This is a genomic window from Cupriavidus gilardii (genome assembly GCF_008801915.1).
GTDB classification, from domain to species: Bacteria; Pseudomonadota; Gammaproteobacteria; order Burkholderiales; family Burkholderiaceae; genus Cupriavidus; species Cupriavidus gilardii.
The window spans coordinates 350,311-367,825 of the sequence record NZ_VZOV01000001.1 but is presented as its reverse complement, the minus strand read 5'-3'; the positions used below and the strand labels follow the sequence as shown (position 1 = coordinate 367,825).

Sequence of the window (17,515 nt, the reverse complement as noted above, 5' to 3'; positions counted from 1 at the left end):
CGAATGAAGCGGCCGGACCAGGCCGCCGACGACGTCCGCTCGAGGAACACACGATGTTATGGATCTCCGCCGCGATCAGCGGCCTTGGCCTGGGAAGCATGTACGGGCTGATGGCGCTGGGTTTTCATCTGACCTATGTGGTCAGCGCCACCGTCAATTTCGCCCAGGGCAGCTCGATGATGCTCGGCGCGGTCTTGACCTACACCTTCGCGCAGACGCTGGGCTGGCCGATGGCGGCGTCGGTGCTGCTCGCGTTGGCGTTGTGCGCGCTGTACGGGCTGGCGATCGAATTCGTCGCGGTACGGCCGTTCGCCAGCCGCGGCTCGGACGCCTGGCTGATGGCCACAGTGGCGCTCGGCATCGTGCTCGATAACGTCGTCACGCTGACCTTCGGCACCGAGCCCCGCAGCCTGCCGTCGCCGCTGGCCACAAGCTCGCTGCAGCTGGCCGACGGCCTCGGCGTCTATCCGCTGCAGCTGCTGATTCCGGTCGTGGGCCTGGCGCTCGCGGGCGTGCTGCACTACGTGCTGCGCCATTCCCGCTGGGGGCTGGCGATGCTGGCGGTCGTGCAGAACCGCGATGCCGCCCGGCTGATGGCGATCCCGATCCGCCGCACCGTGGCCGCGGCCTTCGCGGTGTCGACGCTGCTGGCCGGCGTCGCCGGCGTGCTGATCGCCCCGCTGTTCAACGTGCAGTCGGACATGGGCACCGTCTTCGGGCTGAAGGCCTTCGCGGTGGCCATTCTCGGCGGGCTGTCCAGCGCCTGGGGCGTAATGATCGCGGGCCTGATCTTCGGCGTGGTCGAGGCCGCCATCACGGCCTCGCTGGGTTCGAGCTACACGCAGATCATCACGTTCGCGCTGGTGATCGCGCTGCTGGCACTGCGCCCGGCGGGACTGTTCGGCCGCGCGGAGGTACGCAAGGTATGAACGCGCACGCTCGTCTCGTTGCCGGCATCGGCACGCCGCCGCAGATCGGCGCCATGGCCCTGGCGCTGCTTGGCGCCGCGGCCGCCGCGATGATGCTGAACGGCTATTTCGTCTTCGTGATCGCCGGCGTCGCGATGCTGGCGATCTGCGGCGTGGGCCTGAACCTGCTGATCGGCCTGACCGGCCAGATCTCGTTCGGCCACGTCGGCTTCTACGCGATCGGCGCCTACAGCGTCGCGATCCTGACCGGCCAGGCCGGCTGGGCGTTCTGGCCGGCCTGGCTGGCCGGAACGGTCATGGCCGCGCTGACCGGCGCGCTGCTGGCGCTGCCCGCGCTGCGCGTCAAGGGACCGGGCCTGGCGATGATCACCATCGCGTTCGGCTTCATCGTCGAGCATGGGGCGGTCGAGTGGCGCACGCTGACCGGTGGGCAGAATGGGCTGATGGGCATCGCGCAGCCCTCGCTGCCCGGCGTCGAAGGCGGCGAGCGCGCGCTGACGCTGATCGCGCTGGCGGTGCTGGCCATCTCGCTGGCGGCCTACGCGCGCATTTCGCGCGGCAGCTGGGGCGCGGCGATGCGGGCGGTGCGCGACAGCGAGACCGCTGCGGCATCGATCGGCATCGATCCGCTGCTGGTGCGTACGGTGGCGTTTGCCTTCTCGGCCGCGCTGGCCGGGCTGGCCGGCGGACTGTTCGCGCCGATGCAGGGCATGGTCACGCCGGGCATGTTCTCCTTCCTGCAGTCGATCCTGTTCGTGCTGGCGGTGATGATCGGCGGTGCCGGCACCGTCGCCGGTCCGGTGATTGGCGCGGTAGTGGTCGGCATGCTGCCGGAACTGCTGTCCAGCCTGGAGAACCTGCGGCTGCTCTGCTTCGGCATGCTGCTGCTGGTGGTGCTGTGGGTCGCGCCGCAGGGGATCGTCGGCGTGGCCACCGCGCTGCTGCGCCGGCTGCGGACCCGACGCACCGTTGCCGCGGCATCGCGCGAGGCGGCCGACATGCCGCTGCCCGTGCGCGAGCCCGCGGCGCGGCGCGCGCTGGTGGCCGACGGGCTGTCGATGGTATTCGGCGGCGTGCGCGCCGTCGACCGGTTGTCGTTCACCGTGGCGGACAGCGCCGTGACCAGCCTGATCGGCCCCAACGGCGCAGGCAAATCGACGGTGCTCAATATGCTGTCCGGCTATTACCGGCCGCACGCAGGCGGCAGGCGCCTGGGCGACACCGCGCTGCCCGCGCGCGGCGCCTGTCATAGCGCGCGCCACGGCATTGCGCGGACCTATCAGACCTCGCAGCTGTTCGGCGGCCTCAGCGCCGCCGACAATGTCGCGCTCGCGCTGGGCGGCGGACGCCTCGGCACGCTGCTCGGCACCGCGCGCTTTACCGCCGCCCCGGTTCGGCAGCAGGCCCTTGCGCTGCTGCGCGCCTGCGGCTATCGCGGCGATCCGGACGCGAGTGCCGCCGATCTGGCGCACGTCGACCGCAGGCTGGTCGAGATTGCGCGGGCGCTGGCCACCCGGCCCGCCGTGCTGCTGCTCGACGAGCCCGCCGCGGGATTGTCGCGCGAGGACAAGGCCAGCCTCGGCCGGCTGCTGCGCCGCATCGCGGACAGCGGCATCGCCGTCGGCCTGGTCGAGCACGACATGTCGCTGGTGATGGAGGTATCCGACCGCATCGTCGTGATCGATGCCGGCCAGCGTCTGGCGGTCGGCACGCCGGCCGAGGTACGGGCCGATCCCGCGGTCCGCCGTGCGTACCTCGGCGAGGCGGCCGTCGGCAATGCGGCCGCCGCCGCACCGCGGCGCGTGTCGCGCGATGCCGCCGGCGCGGAACTGCTGGGCGTCAACGCGCTGCGGACCGGCTACGGCGCGGCGCCGGTGCTGCACGACATCGCGCTGCAGGTGCGCGAGGGCGAGATGGTGGCGCTGCTCGGCGCGAACGGCGCCGGCAAATCGACGCTGATGCGCGCGCTGTCGGGCCTGCACCGCCCGGTGCAGGGCGGCATCGCGTTCGACGGCGTCGACCTCGCCGGCATCGACGCGGCTCGCATCGCGGCGATGGGCATGGTGCTGGTGCCCGAGGGCCGGCAGGTCTTTGCCGAGCTGTCGGTGCTCGACAATCTCAGGCTGGGCGCATTCCCGTCCGGCCGCCTGAGCCGCGGCGAGATGCAGCGCCGCATCGAATCGATGCTGCTGCGATTCCCGCGGCTGCGCGAACGGCAGCATCAGCGCGCCGGCCTGCTGTCCGGCGGCGAGCAGCAGATGCTGGCCATCGCACGCGGCCTGATGTCGCAGCCGCGCATGCTGCTGCTGGACGAACCGTCGCTGGGCCTGGCGCCGAAGATCATCGACGAGCTGTTCGCGTCGCTGGACCGCCTGCGCGACGCGTCGCTCACGATCCTGCTGGTCGACCAGATGGCCGCGCTGGCACTGACGCTGGCCGACCGCGCCTACGTGCTGGAGGAAGGCCGCGTGGTCGCCAGCGGACGCGCCGATCTGCTGGCCCGCGATCCGGCGCTGGTGCAGGCGTACCTGGGTGGCGACGGCAGCGGCGAAGGCGACGCGACTGCCGGCGTGGCAACGCAAGCGGTGGTGGCCTGATGGACGCCGGCCTGTTGTCCCCGCCCGGTCTGGCGCGCTCCCGCGACGGCATGGTGACCAGCCCGCACGCGCTGGCCAGCGAGGCCGGACGCGAGGTATTGCGCAGCGGCGGCAATGCCATTGAAGCGGCGATTGCGATCGGCGCGACGCTGTCGGTCACCTACCCGCCTTTCACGGGGCTGGGCGGCGACGCCTTCTGGGTCATTGCCGACGGCGCAGGCCAGGTGCGCACGCTGTCCGGCATCGGCCAGGCGGCCGCCGCCCCGCCGAACTTCGATGGCGAGATTCCGACGCGAGGACCGGCGGCCGCCCTGACCACGGCCGCCACCGTCGATACCTGGGACCGTGCCTATCGGCTCAGCCGCGACACATGGGGTGGCACCACCTCATGGGAAGCGCTGTTCCACCGCGCCATCGAACATGCCGAGGCAGGGTTTCCCGTCACGCCGTCGCAACGCTTCTGGCTGGATTTTCGCGCGGGACAGTGGCGGGACTGGCCCGGCTTTGCCCGCGTGTTCCTGCCCGACGGCCGCATTCCGGAAATCGGCGAGCGCTTCCGCCAGCCGGAGCTGGCGCACAGCCTGCGCCGGATCGCCGAACGCGGCGCCCGCGACTTCTACGAAGGCGAACTGGCTGAACGCATCGCCAGCGGCCTGCGCGAGGCCGGTTCGCCATTGCGCGCGGCCGATCTCGCGGCGACACGGGCCCGTGAAGAATCGCCGCTGACGGTGCCGTATCGCGGCGGCGACCTCGTCAGCCTGCGTCCGCCCACCCAGGGCGTGACCACGCTGCAGATCATGGGCATACTCGACCGCTTCGACGTCCGCACGGTCGCCGAAGGCAGCGCCGATTACTACCATCTGCTGGTCGAGGCGGTAAAGCAGGCGTTCATCGAGCGCGACCGCCACGTGGCCGACCCCGAGTTCGTCGACGTGCCGGTACGGACGATGTTGTCGCCCTCGCATCTCGACCGGATGGCGGCGGCAATCCGGCCCGAGCGCGCGCTACCGTGGCCGCACCGCTTCCGTACCGGCGATACCGTCTATCTCGGCGCGGTCGACAGCCAGGGCCGCTGTGCCAGCGTACTGCAGACCGTCTACTTCGACTGGGGCAGCGGCGTGGTCGCCGGCGACACCGGCATCCTGTGGCACAACCGCGGCGCGGCGTTCAGCACCGATCCCCGGCACCACAATGTGCTGCGGCCGGGCAAGCGGCCCTTCCACACGCTCAATCCCGGGCTCTATCTGCAGGGCGGGCGCCCGCGGCTGCTGTACGGCACGCAGGGCGCCGACGGGCAGCCGCAGACGCTGGCGGCGGTGCTGACGCGGATGATCGACTACGGCATGGACCCGCTGGCGGCGCTGTCGCGCCCACGCTTTCTGCTTGGCCGGACGTTCTCGGATACGCGCGACACGTTGAAGCTGGAGGCCGATGCCGGCGACGCGGTGATGCGGGAGTTGGCCGCGCGCCGCCATGAACTGAGCCCGATCGCCGCGCAGAGCCCGCTCGCCGGCCATCCCGGCGCGATCCGCATCGGCGCCGACGGCACCATCGAGGGCGCCCACGACCCCCGCAGCGACGGCATGGCGCTCGGCTGCTAGCGGTCGCCGGGGACCTTCAGCGCAGTACCGGCGGCGGCGACAGCGGTGCCTGTGCCGCCGCGGGATGCAAGGCCACCGCCTCGACCTCGGCCAGCACGCCATAATGCAGTGCCGGCACCGGCACCACCGTGCGTGCCGGCCGCGCGTCGCCCAGCATCCGCCGGTAGGCCGCGTCGAACGCCGGCCAATGTTCGACACCGGCCAGATAGACGGTGACCTTGATGACGTCCTTCCAGCCGCAGCCGGCCGCGGCCAGCGCGGCCTCGACGTTGCGCAGCGCGAGCGCGGCCTGTTCCGCCAGCGGCAGATCGGCGCGCGGTTCGCCCCGCGCGTCCAGCGGCAGCTGACCCGACACGAATACCAGCCCCAGCCCCGTGGCAACGTGCGAGTAGTGGCCGCGCGGCGCCGCCAGTGTGGGCACGTCGGGATAGGCGACACCTTGCGCGGCGAGCGTTGCGGCGATCGGATTCGCGTCTCGATTCACGTTGGTCATCGCGCTCACCATCCACTGAAGCGCGGCCACCGCGCCTCGATGTCGGCGCTCCCTGCCACCACGGTGTAGGCACCGTGCTGTGCGGCCGTCGCGCACGCGTGGTTCGGCAGGATGCGCAGCAGCGTGCCGACCGGCAGCATCGGCGTCGCGTCCGGATCGGTGCGATGGCTGACGATCCCGTGCTCCTGGTTGGCGTCGACCATCAGCAGATCGGCCAGCGGCTTGCCGTCGATATCGCAGACCACGCCATAGCCCTGGTCGACCGGCTGCTTCGCGGTACCGCGATCGCGCGACATCGCCATCCAGCCCGCATCGGTGATCAGCCAGCCCTTGTCGCGCTGATGGCCGATCACGGTGCACAGCACCGACAGCGCGATGTCCGAGGTGTCGCAGACGCCGATGCCGTTCATCACCAGGTCGAAGAACACGAACACGCCGGCCCGCACTTCGGTGACGCCATCGAGCGACCGCGCGAAGTGCGCGGTCGGCGTGCTGCCCACGCTGACCACCGGCGCCGCATGCCCGGCCGCGCGCAGGCGCTGCGCGGCGCGCACGGCGCCGGCCCGCTCCTGTTCGGCCAGCGCCTCGATCGCTGCTGCCGAGCGGCAGTTGTACGAATCGCCCGCATGCGTCAGCACGCCGGCGAGCCAGGCGCCCTGCCCTTCATGGCCCCGCAGCGCTGCCGCGATCTCGAGGAGCAGCGGGTCCTCCGGCTTGACGCCGGAGCGGTGGCCGTCGGTATCGATCTCGATCAGCACCGGCACGCCGAGGCCGCGCTGGCGGCAATAGGCGGCGACCGCGGCGGCCGCCTCGACGTTGTCGAGCAACAGCGTCATCCGCGCCCCGCGCCGCACCAGGTCTTCGACATGCGGCAGCTTCGACGGCACGATGCCGACGGCATAGAGGATGTCGGTCCAGCCGTGTTCGAGAAAGTAGCCGGCCTCCTTCAGCGTCGACACGGTGATCGCCGAACCCGGTGCGCCGATACGCGCGGTGACGTCGGCCGACTTGTTGGTCTTCGCATGCGGACGCAGTGCCACGCCGAAAGGCAACAGCCGTTCGCGCAGACGCGCGATGTTGCGCTCCATCTTCGTGCGGTCGAGGACCAGCACCGGCGTTTCGAGTTCATGCAGCGTCATGGGTTTCCTTCCATTGCATCTGGCGCATCGTCTGGTCGAGGCGTTCCCCGCTCAATCGAGCTGCACCTTGTTGGCTTCGAGAATGGGCCGCAGCCGCGCGGTCTCGCTGTCGACCAGCCGCGCGAGATTGGCCGGCGTGTTGTCGGCACGGGCGGGAAATTCGACGCCGACCTCGCGCATCTGCCGGATCAACGCCGGATCGGCCAGCGCGTCGTTGATCGCCTGATTTAGTCGTGCCACCACCGCGGGGGGTGTTCCCCTGGGCGCCGCAGGCATAGGTGCGCTTCAGATACGCGGCGCGCCAGGCGCGACCCGGCGCCTCGCCGCCCGCCACGCTGTTCCACAGCGTCCACGAATCGAGCAGCGCGGTCAGCAGGTCGAACAGCACGACATCGTATTGGCGTGCGTAGTTGGGTTGGCGTGGTTGGCTGGTCATGGTGCGGCCCCGGTTGGAATCGATGCCACAGTGTAGGTGGCGTGTGCCCGGCCGTGGTTAATGGCATAGAATTTCTTGATTCACCTCTGGGTTAATAATGATGAAGCTGACCATCGACGACCTGCGCTTCGTGCTGGCGCTGGACCGGCTCGGCAGCCTCGCCGCGCTGGCGCGCGAGGAAAACGTGACGCCGCCGGCCGTGACCAAGCGGCTCGGCCAGCTGGAAGCGCGCCTTGGCATCCGGCTCGCGCTGCGCACCACGCGCCGGCTGCAGCTGACCCACGAGGGCCTTCTGCTGGCGCAGCACGCCACCGGCGTGCTCGAACACATGCAGACCATCGAGGAGGCGCTGCGGCAGCGCAGCCAGGCGGTGGCGGGCAAGCTGAAGGTGCATGGGCCGCTCGGCTTCGGACGGCGCTATCTCGGACCGCTGCTGGCGCAGTTCCAGGATGCGCACCCCAACCTCGAAGTGCAGCTGTACCTGTCGGACAACCTGATGCTGCCGCGCCAGCCTGTCCATGGCCACGATGCCTTCGACGTGCTGGTCAGCATCGGCGCCATTCCGGATTCACGGTGGGTCGCGCACCGGATCGCACCGAACCGCCGCCTCCTGTGCGCCGCGCCCGAGTACCTGGCGAAGGCGCCGCCGCTGACGCGTCCCGCCGACCTGGTGCACCACGCCTGCCTGGTGCTGCGCGAGAACGACGAGGACGTAACGCTATGGCGCTTCGCCGGCCGCGACGGCAAGGACGCGGCCAAGGGCAGTGGCACGGGCGGCAAGGGCGGCGAGAAGCGCGCCGGCAGCAGCGCCAGTGCAGGCAGTGCACGTGAACACACGGTGCGCGTGCGTCCGGCGATGGAGAGCAATGACGGAGACGTCGTCCATCAGTGGTGCCTGGCCGGCAAGGGCATCATGGCGCGGTCCGAGTGGGATGTGGCCGACGGTCTCGCCTCGGGCAGGCTTGTCGCGCTGTTGCCGGGCTACCGGCTGCCCGACGCGGACGTGATGGCGCTGGTGCCGCAATCGCGCGTAGCGTCGATGCGCACGCGGCTGTTCGTCGAGATGTTGCGCAAGGCGTTTGGACCGCGGCCGCCCTGGCGCAGCGATCGGCGCGCCTGATACACCGGCGTGCGGACGAGCGCGCGCTGCACAAGACTCAATCGCTGCTCTGGTGCGCGACCAGATGCAGCCGCATCACGCCGCCGTCGAAGTACTGTCCGTCGAACTGGCGCAGCAGCCCGAGGGCCGCGAAGAAATCCATGTCGAAGTCCAGCCAGGCCCATGGCTGCTCCGGGTCGCCATCGCGCATGATTTCCACCGAGCGCACCGGCGCAAACGGCGTGAACTTGTCGCGCAACCGCTGTTCGGTGATATCGCGGCGCAGGCCGCGAATCAGCACCTGCATGTCGGTCTCCTGGGGTATGACGCGCGGCCTGCATGCCGCCGAGGCGGTGCAAGGTGGGCCGGGCCACGAGACCACTATAGCCGTTCGCTGGCGGTTGCGGATCGCAGCACGGCAGACATCGGCCCTGCATCCGCCGCTGGCACGCATCGCCTTTGATCTGGCGCAATGACCGTCACCGCTGTGCTCGACAACCGCGACAACGCGGGCCGATAATCGTCCCACCTCGTGCCGGCGGCCCTGCACGGCCGCTGCCGTCATCCAAGGAAACGGCAATGTCCGATCTGCGCAGCAACGCGTCGCCTACGAATTCCACGCGGTCCGCACCGGCGACACCGGCAGCACCGGCGACACCAAATTCGGCGGCGAGCCCCGCCAGCTCCGCCACTGCGAGCAAGCGACCGCCGTGGGGACTGTTCGTCGCGGTGCTGGTGCTGATCGGCGTGCTGTCGCTGCCTGCCCCGCCCGACCTGCCCTTGGCTGGACACCGCATGCTCGCGATCCTCGCCTTCGCCGTCGTCGTATGGATCAGCGAGGCGGTGTCCTACGAGACCAGCGCGATCATGATCACCTCGCTGATGGCCGCGCTGATCGGCTTCGCGCCCACGGTCGGCGACCCCGATACGCTTTACGGCACCTCGCGCGCGCTCGGCATGGCGCTCGCTGGTTTCGCCAATACGGCGCTGGCGCTGGTCGCCGCCGCGCTGTTCATCTCCGCGGCGATGACGGTCACCGGACTGGACCGCCGCATCGCGCTGGTCACGCTGTCGGCGATCGGCACCAGCACGCGCCGCATCCTGGTCGGCACCATCGCGGTCACGATCGCGCTGTCGCTGGTGGTGCCGAGCGCCACCGCCCGCAGCGCCTGCGTGGTGCCGATCATGATGGGGATCATCGCGGCCTTCGGCGTCGACAAGCGCTCCAATATCGCGGCCGGCATCATGATCACCGTGGCGCAGGCCACCAGCATCTGGAACGTCGGCATCCAGACAGCCGCGGCGCAGAACCTGCTGGCGGTCGGCTTCATGGACAAGCTGCTGGGCGAGCGCGTGACCTGGCTCCAATGGCTGATCGCCGGCGCGCCGTGGGCGCTGGCGATGTCGGTGGTGCTGTATCTGCTGGTGCGCTGGCTGCTGCCGCCGGAGACCGAGGCAATTCCCGGCGGCAAGGAGGCCGTGCAGCGCGAGCTGGCAGGACTGGGGCCGATGAGCGGCCCGCAGAAGCGCCTCGCCGCGGTATCGATCGGGCTGCTGCTGGCGTGGGCCACCGAGGGCAAGCTGCACGGCTTCGACACCGCCACCGTGACCTTCGTCGGCCTCGTTGCCCTGATGCTGCCTCGCCTCGGCGTGATGGACTGGAAGACGATGCAGCAACGCACGCCGTGGGGCACGCTGATCGTGTTCGGCGTCGGCATCAGCCTGGGCACCGCGCTGCTGACCACGCAGGCCGGGCAATGGCTGGGCAAGTTCGTGGTCGCCAATTCGGGCCTGGCGACGCAGGGTCCGATCGCGGTGTTCGCGATCCTCGCCGCCTTCCTGATCGTGATCCACCTCGGCTTTGCCAGCGCCACGGCGCTGACGGCGGCGATGCTGCCGATCCTGATCTCGGTGCTGCAGACGCTGCCGGGCGACATCGACAAGGTCGGCATCACGATGCTGCTCGGCTTCACGATGAGCTTCGGCTTCATCCTGCCGATCAATGCGCCGCAGAACATGGTGTGCCTGAGCACCGATACCTTCAACGGCCGCCAGTTCGCGCGCATCGGCATTCCGGTCACGCTGGTCGGCTACGCGATGATGCTGCTGTTCGCGGCGACCTACTGGCGCTGGCTCGGCTGGATCTGAGGACGGATCCGCGGATCAGCGCCTCGCAATACGAGGAGTCCGACATGAAGCTCACCCTGCAGGACGCGCATCGGCTGGCGCGGGACATTCTGGTGGCGCTGAATGTGCCCGACGATATCGCCGACGATGTCGCCGAGCACCTGGTCGAGTCCGACCGCTGCGGCTATGCCAGCCACGGGCTGTCGATGCTGCCGCAGTATCGCGCTTCGGTCGAAGGCGGCAGCGTCAACCCATCGGGCCGCGCCAGCTGCGCGCTGGACCGCGGCACGCTGATGGTGTTCGACGGCAACGGCGGCTTCGGCCAGCATGTCGGCAAGCGCGTGATGCAGGCCGCCATCGAACGCACGCGCGAACATGGCCATTGCATCTTCACGCTGCGGCACTCGCACCATCTGGGCCGCATGGGCTATTACGGCGAGATGGCGGCGCAGGCGCGCATGGTGCTGCTCAGCTTCACCAACGTCATCAACCGGCCGCCGGCCGTCGCGCCCTATGGCGGCCGGGTTGCGCGGCTGACGACCAATCCGCTCTGTTTCGCCGGGCCGATGCCGAACGGGCGCCCGCCGCTGGTGATGGACATCGCCACCAGCGCCATCGCGATCAACAAGGCCCGCGTGCTGTCCGAAAAAGGCGAGCCGGCCCCGGAGCGCAGCGTCATCGATGCGAGCGGCGCGCCGACCACCGACGCCGGCGCGATCTTCGCCGATCCGCCCGGCGCGCTGCTGCCCTTCGGCGGCCACAAGGGTTACGCGCTCGGCGTGGTCGCCGAACTGCTGGCCGGCGTGCTGTCGGGCGGCGGCACCATTCAGCCGAACAATCCGCGCGGCGGCGTGGCCACCAACAACATGTTCGCGGTGCTGATCGATCCGCAGCTCGATCTGGGCCTGCAATGGCAGAGCACCGAGGTCGAATCGTTCATCCGCTATCTGCACGAGACCCCGCCCGCGCCGGGCTTCGATCGCGTGCAGTACCCGGGCGAGTACGAGGCCGACCACCGCGCCCGCACCGGGGACGAACTGGACGTCAATCCCGCGATCTGGCGCAATCTGGCCAGGGTGGCCGGCGATCTCGGGGTGGCACTGCCGGGCCGGTGAGGCCGGTCGCCGGCAGAGGCTCGCCATCCTGGCTGGATCAGATCACGCCGTCGCCCTTCAGCGCGGCAATCTCTTGCGCCGCGAAGCCCCAGTCGCGCAGCACCGCCTCGGTGTCGGCTCCGGGCGGCGATGCCTGCGTGGGCTTGTCCGCCGCCGTGCGCGAGAAGCGCGGCGCCGGCGCGGGATGGATCACGCCGCCGACGTCGATGAAGGTGTCGCGGGCGCGGTTGTGCGGGTGGACTGGCGCCTCGTCCCAGTCCAGTACCGGCGCGAAACACGCATCGCTGCCCTCCATCAGCGCGCACCACTGGTCGCGCGTGCGCGTGCCGAACACCTCGGCCAGCCGTTGCTTCAGTTGCGGCCAGTCGCGCGGATCGCCCTGCTTCGCAAAGGCCGGGTCCTCGATGCCGCACAGCTCGATCAGCTGGCGATAGAACTGCGGCTCGAGCGCGCCGATCGCGACATGCTTGCCGTCCGCGCAGGCATAGGTGCCGTAGTACGGGGCGCCGCCGTCGAGCAGGTTCTCGCCGCGCCGGTTGCTCCAGCGCCCGGCAGCCTTGAAGCCGTACATCATGGCCGACAGCAGCGCGGCGCCATCGGTCATCGCGGCATCGACCACCTGCCCCTTGCCGCTGCGCTGGCTCTCCAGCACCGCGCAGACGACGCCGAAGGCCAGCATCATCGCGCCGCCGCCGAAGTCGCCGATGTAGTTCAACGGCACGACCGGCGGTTCGTCGGGCAGGCCGATCGCATGCAGCGCGCCGGTGATCGCGATGTAGTTGATGTCGTGTCCCGCTGCCTGCGCCAGCGGTCCGTGCTGCCCCCAGCCTGTCATGCGGCCATAGACCAGCCTCGCATTGCGCGCCAGGCAGACGTCCGGACCGAGACCCAGCCGCTCCATCACGCCGGGCCGGAAGCCCTCGATCAGCACGTCGGCCTGTTCGATCAGGCGCAGCACCGTCTCGGCAGCGCCCTGTCGCTTCAGGTCGATCGCCAGCGAGCGGCGGCCGCGCGCGGTCACGTCGAAGCGGACGTCTTCGGGCAGCACGCCCGCACCGCGATCGGGCCGGTCGATGCGAATCACCTCGGCGCCCATATCGGCCAGCATCATCGCGCAGAACGGCCCCGGCCCGAGGCCGACCATCTCCACCACCTTCAGTCCATGCAGCGGACCCGCCATGCCTGTCTCCCGTTGTCGTGGTATCGTCGGACGCCAACTTACCATGCCATGCCCGGCGCCGCGCGCCGTTGCAGCGGACTGCCCCGGCCAGCCGGGTACGAGAGGAGACCATGAACGTCAGCGAAGCCATTGCCACGCGCCGCTCGATCCGCGGCTTTCTCGACAAGCCGGTGCCGCCGCAGCTGATCCGCGAGATCGTCGAGAAGGCCGCGCGCGCCCCGTCCGGTGGCAATCTGCAGCCCTGGCATATCCAGGTCGTCGGCGGCGCGCCGCTGGACGAGCTCAAGGCCATCATGCGCCAGCGCGTGGTCGATGAACCGAAGGGCGAGCCCGCCGAATACCACATCTATCCGCCCGAGCTGGTGTCGCCCTATCGCGAGCGGCGCTTCCAGGTCGGCGAGGACCTGTACGGCCATCTCGGCATCCCGCGCGAGGACAAGGCCGCGCGCCGCCAGCAGTTCGCGCGCAACTTCCAGTTCTTCGGCGCGCCGCTGGCGCTGTTCTGCACGGTGGACCGCCGCATGGGCCCGCCGCAATGGTCGGACCTCGGCATGTATCTGCAGAACGTGATGCTGCTGCTGCGCGAAGCGGGCCTGGACAGCTGCCCGCAGGAATGCTGGGCGATGTATCCGGAAACGATGCGCCGCTTCCTCGGAACGCCGCCCGAACGCATGCTGTTCACCGGCATGGCGATCGGCTACGCCGACCCCGACGCCCCGGCCAATCGGCTGGTGGCGCAGCGGGCGCCGGTCGAGGAATTTGCGCAGTTCATCGGGGTCTGAGTCGGCATCCGAGTCGTGGCCCGAGCGGCCGTATCTACGCGAACTGCGCCGCCTGCTGCGCCGGCGCGTCGGCATGCTGGCCGGCCTGCTCGCCCGCCAGCATGCGCCATAGCGCGTGCAAGGTCGGATTGGCGCTATGTGCCGACCGATAGGCGCAGATCTGCAGCGGCGAGCACCAGCTGTCGTCACCGGCCGGTACCAGCGTGCCCGCCGCCAGCGCCTGCGCGGCGGTGCTGCGCGGCAACCAGGCCACGCCGTGCCCTTCGCTGGCCATCTTCAGCAGCAGCATCGCCATATCGGCTTCGTAGCAGCGAACCAGCCGGCGATGGACCTGCTTGCGCTCCAGAATCGACTCGACCACGCGGCCCAGCGTGGTGTTGGCGGTGTAGGCAAGAAGCGGCGTCGGCTTCGACGCCTTCCCGCTCGCTTCGGCCAGCGAAAACATCGGCCCGCCGCGCGAGGTCGGCACCGACACCGGCATCAGCAGATCGCTGCCCACCGTCAGGCTGCGGAAGCGCTCGCTGTCCAGCGACACCGGCACGCGCGGATGGTTGTAGCCCAGCATCAGATCGCAATGGCCCTCGGACAACGCCACCACGGCGTCCAGCACGTTGGCGGCTACCACGCGCGCATGGAAGGTGCCCGCTCGCTGCCGGCACTGCCTTAGCCAGTCCGGAAGGAACGTCAGCGACAAGGTATGGCCGGCCGCGATTTCGAGCGCCTTGCCCGGCATCGTGGCCTCGCGCCGCAGCGCCGCGCGCGCTTCGAGCAGCCGCTCGCAGGCGTCGCGTGCCGTCGCGCAGAATGCCGCGCCCGCCCGCGTCAACGCCAGCGGATAGGTATTGCGGTCGACCAGCTCTGCCCCGGCCCACTCCTCGAGCGAGCGAATCCGGCGCGACAGCGCCGACTGGGTGATATGGCGCAATTCCGCGCCGCGCGAAAAGCTGCGCGTGCGCTCCAGCACGAGCAGGTCCTCGATCCACTTCAACTGCATGGTCATCTTCCGTCAGATGCGTGCCGACTCGTCGCCAGGGATGGCGGTGCGGTCCGGCTGGCGGTTATTCCGTTTCCGCATGGCGCCATGGCCAATCCGCATTCGCTGACGCACGGACCGTGCCTAGAATCGGCCATTCCCATCAGCGCAGTCCGCGGCCCGGCCGCGGACGCGGCATGACAGGCGCCCGGAGCCGCGCGACAAGCGGACCGCGCCAGATTCGCCATTCCGGCCTATCCCCGGCAACGTCGCCATGGCGGCGCGCCGTGGAGCCGGCCATCACGGAGCCGTCGACATCATGGTCATGCAATTGCTTCACCCCGCGCGCACCGCAACGGCGCATCCGCGCACCATCCTGAACACCGCGCGCCGCAAGGCGCTGCGGCTCGCCGCCGTCGCGGCAGTGGCAACGGCCGCGGCCGCCGCCGCACCCGCCGCGCTCGCCGAATATCCGGAACGTCCGATCCAGCTGGTGCTGTCTTTCCCGCCCGCGGGCGCGACCGATGTGCTGGCGCGCGCGGTCGGCCAACGCCTGTCTCAGCAATTGCAGCAACCGGTGGTGGTCGAGAACCGGCCGGGCGCAGGCGGCGCGATCGGCCTCGCCTATGCCGCCAAGGCGGCGCCCGATGGCTATACGCTGTACCTGGCTGCCGTCAGCAATGCGGCGATCGCCGCCGCTACCTATTCGAGCCAGCCCGCCGACCTCGCCAGGGATTTCGTGCCGATCGCCGGCATCGGCAACGTGCCGCATATCCTGGTGGTGCCCGCGACGTTGCCGGTCAAGACCGTGCCGGACCTGGTCAGGTATCTGCAAGGCGCGCCCGGCAGGTACAACTTCGCCTCGCAGGGCAACGGCACGCTGTCGCATCTGGAGTCCGAGCTGTTCCGGCTGCGCACGGGCGTCGATGTAGTGCACGTGCCGTACAAGGGGAGTTCGTTCGCGCTGCCCGATCTGATGGCTGGCCGCTCGGCCATGATGTTCGACAGCATTCCGGCCGCGCTGCCGCACGTCAAATCCGGCAAGCTGAGGCTGTTGGCGGTCGCTTCGGAGCGCCGCGTCGGCTCGCTGCCGGAAGCGCCGACCATGGCGGAGGCCGGCATCCGCGACTTCGGCGTCAATAACCTGTTCGGCCTGGTGGCGCCCAAGGGCACGCCGCCCGCCGTGGTGCAGAAGCTGGCGGCCGCCACCAGGGCCGCTCTGGCGATGCCCGACCTGGTGCAATCGCTCGAAGCGCAGGGCGTGCAGCTGCAATTCACGCCGAGCGACGCCTTCGCTCGGATGATCGGCGAGGAAATGCGGACCTGGAGCAAGGTCGCGCAGGCGGCAAAGGTCAGGATCGACTGACGCCCGAACGCCGCACGCCGCCGCGGGCGCTCGGGCAAATGCCCCCGCGCCCGTTCCTCGATCGCTTCCATTGCACATCCGATGACTTCCTTCCTGAACTTCCCCTACCGCTCGCAGCGCGTTCCCGTGCTGGCCGACAACGTGGTGGCCACCTCGCAGCCGCTGGCGGCGGCCGCCGGACTACGCATGCTCGCCCGCGGCGGCAACGCCGTCGATGCCGCGCTGGCCACCGCGATCGCGCTGACCGTGGTCGAGCCCTGCATGAACGGCATCGGCGGCGACGCCTTTGCGCTGATCTGGGACGGCAACAAGCTGCATGGCCTGAACGCATCGGGCCGCGCGCCGCGGGCGTGGACGCCCGAGTCCTTTTCCCGCTACGACGCGATGCCGTTCAAGGGCTGGGACAGCGTGACGGTGCCCGGCGTGGTGTCCGGCTGGCGCACCGCCTGGGACAAGTTCGGCTCGTTGCCGTTCGAAGACCTGTTCGAGCCGGCGCTCGAGTACGCGCGCAACGGCTTCGTGGTCTCGCCCACCGTGCACCGCCAATGGCAGTCGCAGATCCCGGTGCTGGAAAGCCAGCCGGGCTTTGCCGACGCGTTCGCGCCGCGCGGCCGCGCGCCGCTGCCGGGAGAACGCTTCGTCTGCCCCGGCCAGGCCGACACGCTCGAGCGCATCGCCCGCAGCGGCGGCGACGACTTCTATCACGGCGAACTGGCCGCGCGCATCGCCGCGCATGCGCGCGCCACCGGCGGCCGCATCGATGAAGCCGATCTCGCCGCGCATCGGACCGACTGGGTCGAGCCGATCCAGATGCGCTACCGCGATCTGACGCTGCACGAGATCGGTCCGAACGGACAGGGCATCGGTGCGTTGATGGCGCTGGGCATGCTCGACCGGTGGGACGTGGCGGCGGGCGACGCCGATTCGGCGCGCACCATGCACCTGCAGATCGAAGCGATGAAACTGGCCTTCGCGGATCTGCACGCCTATGTGGCGGATGCCGACGCGATGCGCACGGTCACCGCGCGCGACCTGCTCGATCCCGGCTATCTGAGCGAACGCGCCCGCGCCATCGACCCCGCCAGGGCGCGCTATCCGGGCCCCGGCAAGCCGCACAGCGGCGGCACCGTCTATCTGACCGCCGCCGATCAGAGCGGCTTGATGGTGTCGTTCATCCAGTCCAACTTCAAGGGCTTCGGCTCTGGCGTGGTGGTACCGGGTACCGGCATCGCGCTGCACAACCGCGGCTGGGGCTTCACGCTGCAGCCCGGACATCCGAACCAGGTCGCACCCGGCAAGCGCCCCTTCCATACGATCATTCCGGGCTTCCTGATGCGCCAGGGCGCGCCGCTGGCTGCGTTCGGCGTGATGGGCGGCTCGATGCAGGCGCAGGGCCACGTGCAGATGACCAGCCGGCTGGCGGACTTCCACCAGAACCCGCAGGTCGCCTGCGACGCGCCGCGCTGGCGGGTCATGGACGACAACGCGGGCGTCGCGGTGGAGGCGCACTGCCCGGCGGAAACGGTGCAGGCCCTGCGTGCGATGGGCCATGCGGTTCAGGTCGCGCCGGCCGACAGCCTCGAGTTTGGCGGCGCACAGATGGCGATGCGGCTGCCACAGGGGTATGCCGCGGCGTCGGATCATCGGAAGGACGGTTATCCGCTGGGATTCTAGGGCG

Annotated in this window: 16 protein-coding genes and 1 pseudogene; 10 read left to right on the top strand and 7 right to left on the bottom strand. The window is 70.1% G+C overall.

Annotation, left to right across the window (positions count from 1 at the left end):
- Positions 1-53: 53 nt before the first annotated feature.
- From F7Q96_RS01570 to F7Q96_RS01560, 3 genes are read left to right on the top strand one after another with little or no spacing between them, the layout of a single operon-like run.
- Entirely contained in the window at positions 54-929 is an 876-nt protein-coding gene (locus F7Q96_RS01570; protein ID WP_053824066.1) for a branched-chain amino acid ABC transporter permease, read from the top strand.
- A complete protein-coding gene (locus tag F7Q96_RS01565) occupies positions 926-3,526 on the top strand; it encodes a branched-chain amino acid ABC transporter ATP-binding protein/permease (protein WP_053824067.1) in 2,601 nt (866 codons plus the stop codon). Before F7Q96_RS01570 ends, F7Q96_RS01565 begins: the two co-directional genes overlap by 4 nt.
- Positions 3,526-5,127, top strand: a complete 1,602-nt coding sequence (locus F7Q96_RS01560) for a gamma-glutamyltransferase family protein (RefSeq protein ID WP_249041638.1) — start codon at positions 3,526-3,528, stop codon at positions 5,125-5,127. Before F7Q96_RS01565 ends, F7Q96_RS01560 begins: the two co-directional genes overlap by 1 nt.
- A gap of 16 nt (positions 5,128-5,143) precedes the next feature.
- Here F7Q96_RS01560 and F7Q96_RS01555 read toward each other — a convergent pair whose 3' ends face one another.
- The 4 genes and pseudogenes from F7Q96_RS01555 to F7Q96_RS27120 all read right to left on the bottom strand — a co-directional run.
- Positions 5,144-5,620, bottom strand: a complete 477-nt coding sequence (locus tag F7Q96_RS01555) for a RidA family protein (RefSeq protein ID WP_082371875.1) — start codon at positions 5,618-5,620, stop codon at positions 5,144-5,146.
- Positions 5,621-5,625: 5 nt separating this feature from the next.
- Positions 5,626-6,759, bottom strand: coding sequence for an alanine racemase (locus tag F7Q96_RS01550; RefSeq protein ID WP_053824068.1), 1,134 nt, complete (start codon positions 6,757-6,759; stop codon positions 5,626-5,628).
- A 51-nt stretch (positions 6,760-6,810) separates the two neighbouring features.
- Positions 6,811-6,999, bottom strand: coding sequence for a hypothetical protein (locus tag F7Q96_RS01545; protein ID WP_249041637.1), 189 nt, complete (start codon positions 6,997-6,999; stop codon positions 6,811-6,813).
- 22 nt (positions 7,000-7,021) lie between these two features.
- Positions 7,022-7,195, bottom strand: a pseudogene (locus F7Q96_RS27120) (haloacid dehalogenase); the annotation flags it as partial.
- A gap of 97 nt (positions 7,196-7,292) precedes the next feature.
- Here F7Q96_RS27120 and F7Q96_RS01535 point away from each other — a divergent pair.
- Positions 7,293-8,315 carry a LysR family transcriptional regulator gene (locus tag F7Q96_RS01535; RefSeq protein ID WP_249041636.1) on the top strand — a complete coding sequence of 341 codons (1,023 nt, stop codon included), beginning with the start codon at positions 7,293-7,295 and terminating at the stop codon, positions 8,313-8,315.
- Positions 8,316-8,352: 37 nt separating this feature from the next.
- Here the strand turns inward: F7Q96_RS01535 and F7Q96_RS01530 are convergent, their stop codons facing one another.
- Positions 8,353-8,601: an RNA recognition motif domain-containing protein gene (locus F7Q96_RS01530; protein ID WP_053824071.1), complete on the bottom strand. Its 249-nt coding sequence runs from the start codon at positions 8,599-8,601 to the stop codon at positions 8,353-8,355.
- Here F7Q96_RS01530 and F7Q96_RS26755 point away from each other — a divergent pair.
- The 3 genes from F7Q96_RS26755 (at position 8,600) to F7Q96_RS01520 (ending at position 11,536) form a co-directional block, all read left to right on the top strand.
- The gene (locus tag F7Q96_RS26755; protein WP_158507292.1) at positions 8,600-8,770 is read left to right on the top strand and encodes a hypothetical protein; all 171 of its coding nucleotides are present in this window, start codon (positions 8,600-8,602) and stop codon (positions 8,768-8,770) included. The two genes, F7Q96_RS01530 and F7Q96_RS26755, sit on opposite strands and share 2 nt — an antisense overlap.
- Positions 8,771-8,873: 103 nt before the next feature.
- Positions 8,874-10,442, top strand: coding sequence for a DASS family sodium-coupled anion symporter (locus F7Q96_RS01525; RefSeq protein ID WP_151021936.1), 1,569 nt, complete (start codon positions 8,874-8,876; stop codon positions 10,440-10,442).
- Between the two features lie 44 nt (positions 10,443-10,486).
- The gene (locus F7Q96_RS01520) at positions 10,487-11,536 is read left to right on the top strand and encodes an Ldh family oxidoreductase (RefSeq protein WP_053824072.1); all 1,050 of its coding nucleotides are present in this window, start codon (positions 10,487-10,489) and stop codon (positions 11,534-11,536) included.
- A 37-nt stretch (positions 11,537-11,573) separates the two neighbouring features.
- Here the strand turns inward: F7Q96_RS01520 and F7Q96_RS01515 are convergent, their stop codons facing one another.
- Entirely contained in the window at positions 11,574-12,716 is a 1,143-nt protein-coding gene (locus tag F7Q96_RS01515) for a CaiB/BaiF CoA transferase family protein (RefSeq protein ID WP_053824073.1), read from the bottom strand.
- Between the two features lie 110 nt (positions 12,717-12,826).
- Here F7Q96_RS01515 and F7Q96_RS01510 point away from each other — a divergent pair, with 110 nt between their 5' ends.
- Positions 12,827-13,498 (top strand): nitroreductase, encoded by a 672-nt coding sequence (locus tag F7Q96_RS01510; protein ID WP_053824074.1) that lies wholly within the window; start codon positions 12,827-12,829, stop codon positions 13,496-13,498.
- A 34-nt stretch (positions 13,499-13,532) separates the two neighbouring features.
- Here F7Q96_RS01510 and F7Q96_RS01505 read toward each other — a convergent pair whose 3' ends face one another.
- Positions 13,533-14,492 (bottom strand): LysR substrate-binding domain-containing protein, encoded by a 960-nt coding sequence (locus F7Q96_RS01505; RefSeq protein ID WP_053824651.1) that lies wholly within the window; start codon positions 14,490-14,492, stop codon positions 13,533-13,535.
- A gap of 304 nt (positions 14,493-14,796) precedes the next feature.
- Here F7Q96_RS01505 and F7Q96_RS01500 point away from each other — a divergent pair, with 304 nt between their 5' ends.
- Together F7Q96_RS01500 and F7Q96_RS01495 are read left to right on the top strand one after the other, a co-directional pair.
- Positions 14,797-15,837, top strand: a complete 1,041-nt coding sequence (locus F7Q96_RS01500; protein ID WP_226994952.1) for a Bug family tripartite tricarboxylate transporter substrate binding protein — start codon at positions 14,797-14,799, stop codon at positions 15,835-15,837.
- A gap of 81 nt (positions 15,838-15,918) precedes the next feature.
- Entirely contained in the window at positions 15,919-17,511 is a 1,593-nt protein-coding gene (locus F7Q96_RS01495; protein WP_053824075.1) for a gamma-glutamyltransferase family protein, read from the top strand.
- Positions 17,512-17,515 lie beyond the last annotated feature (4 nt).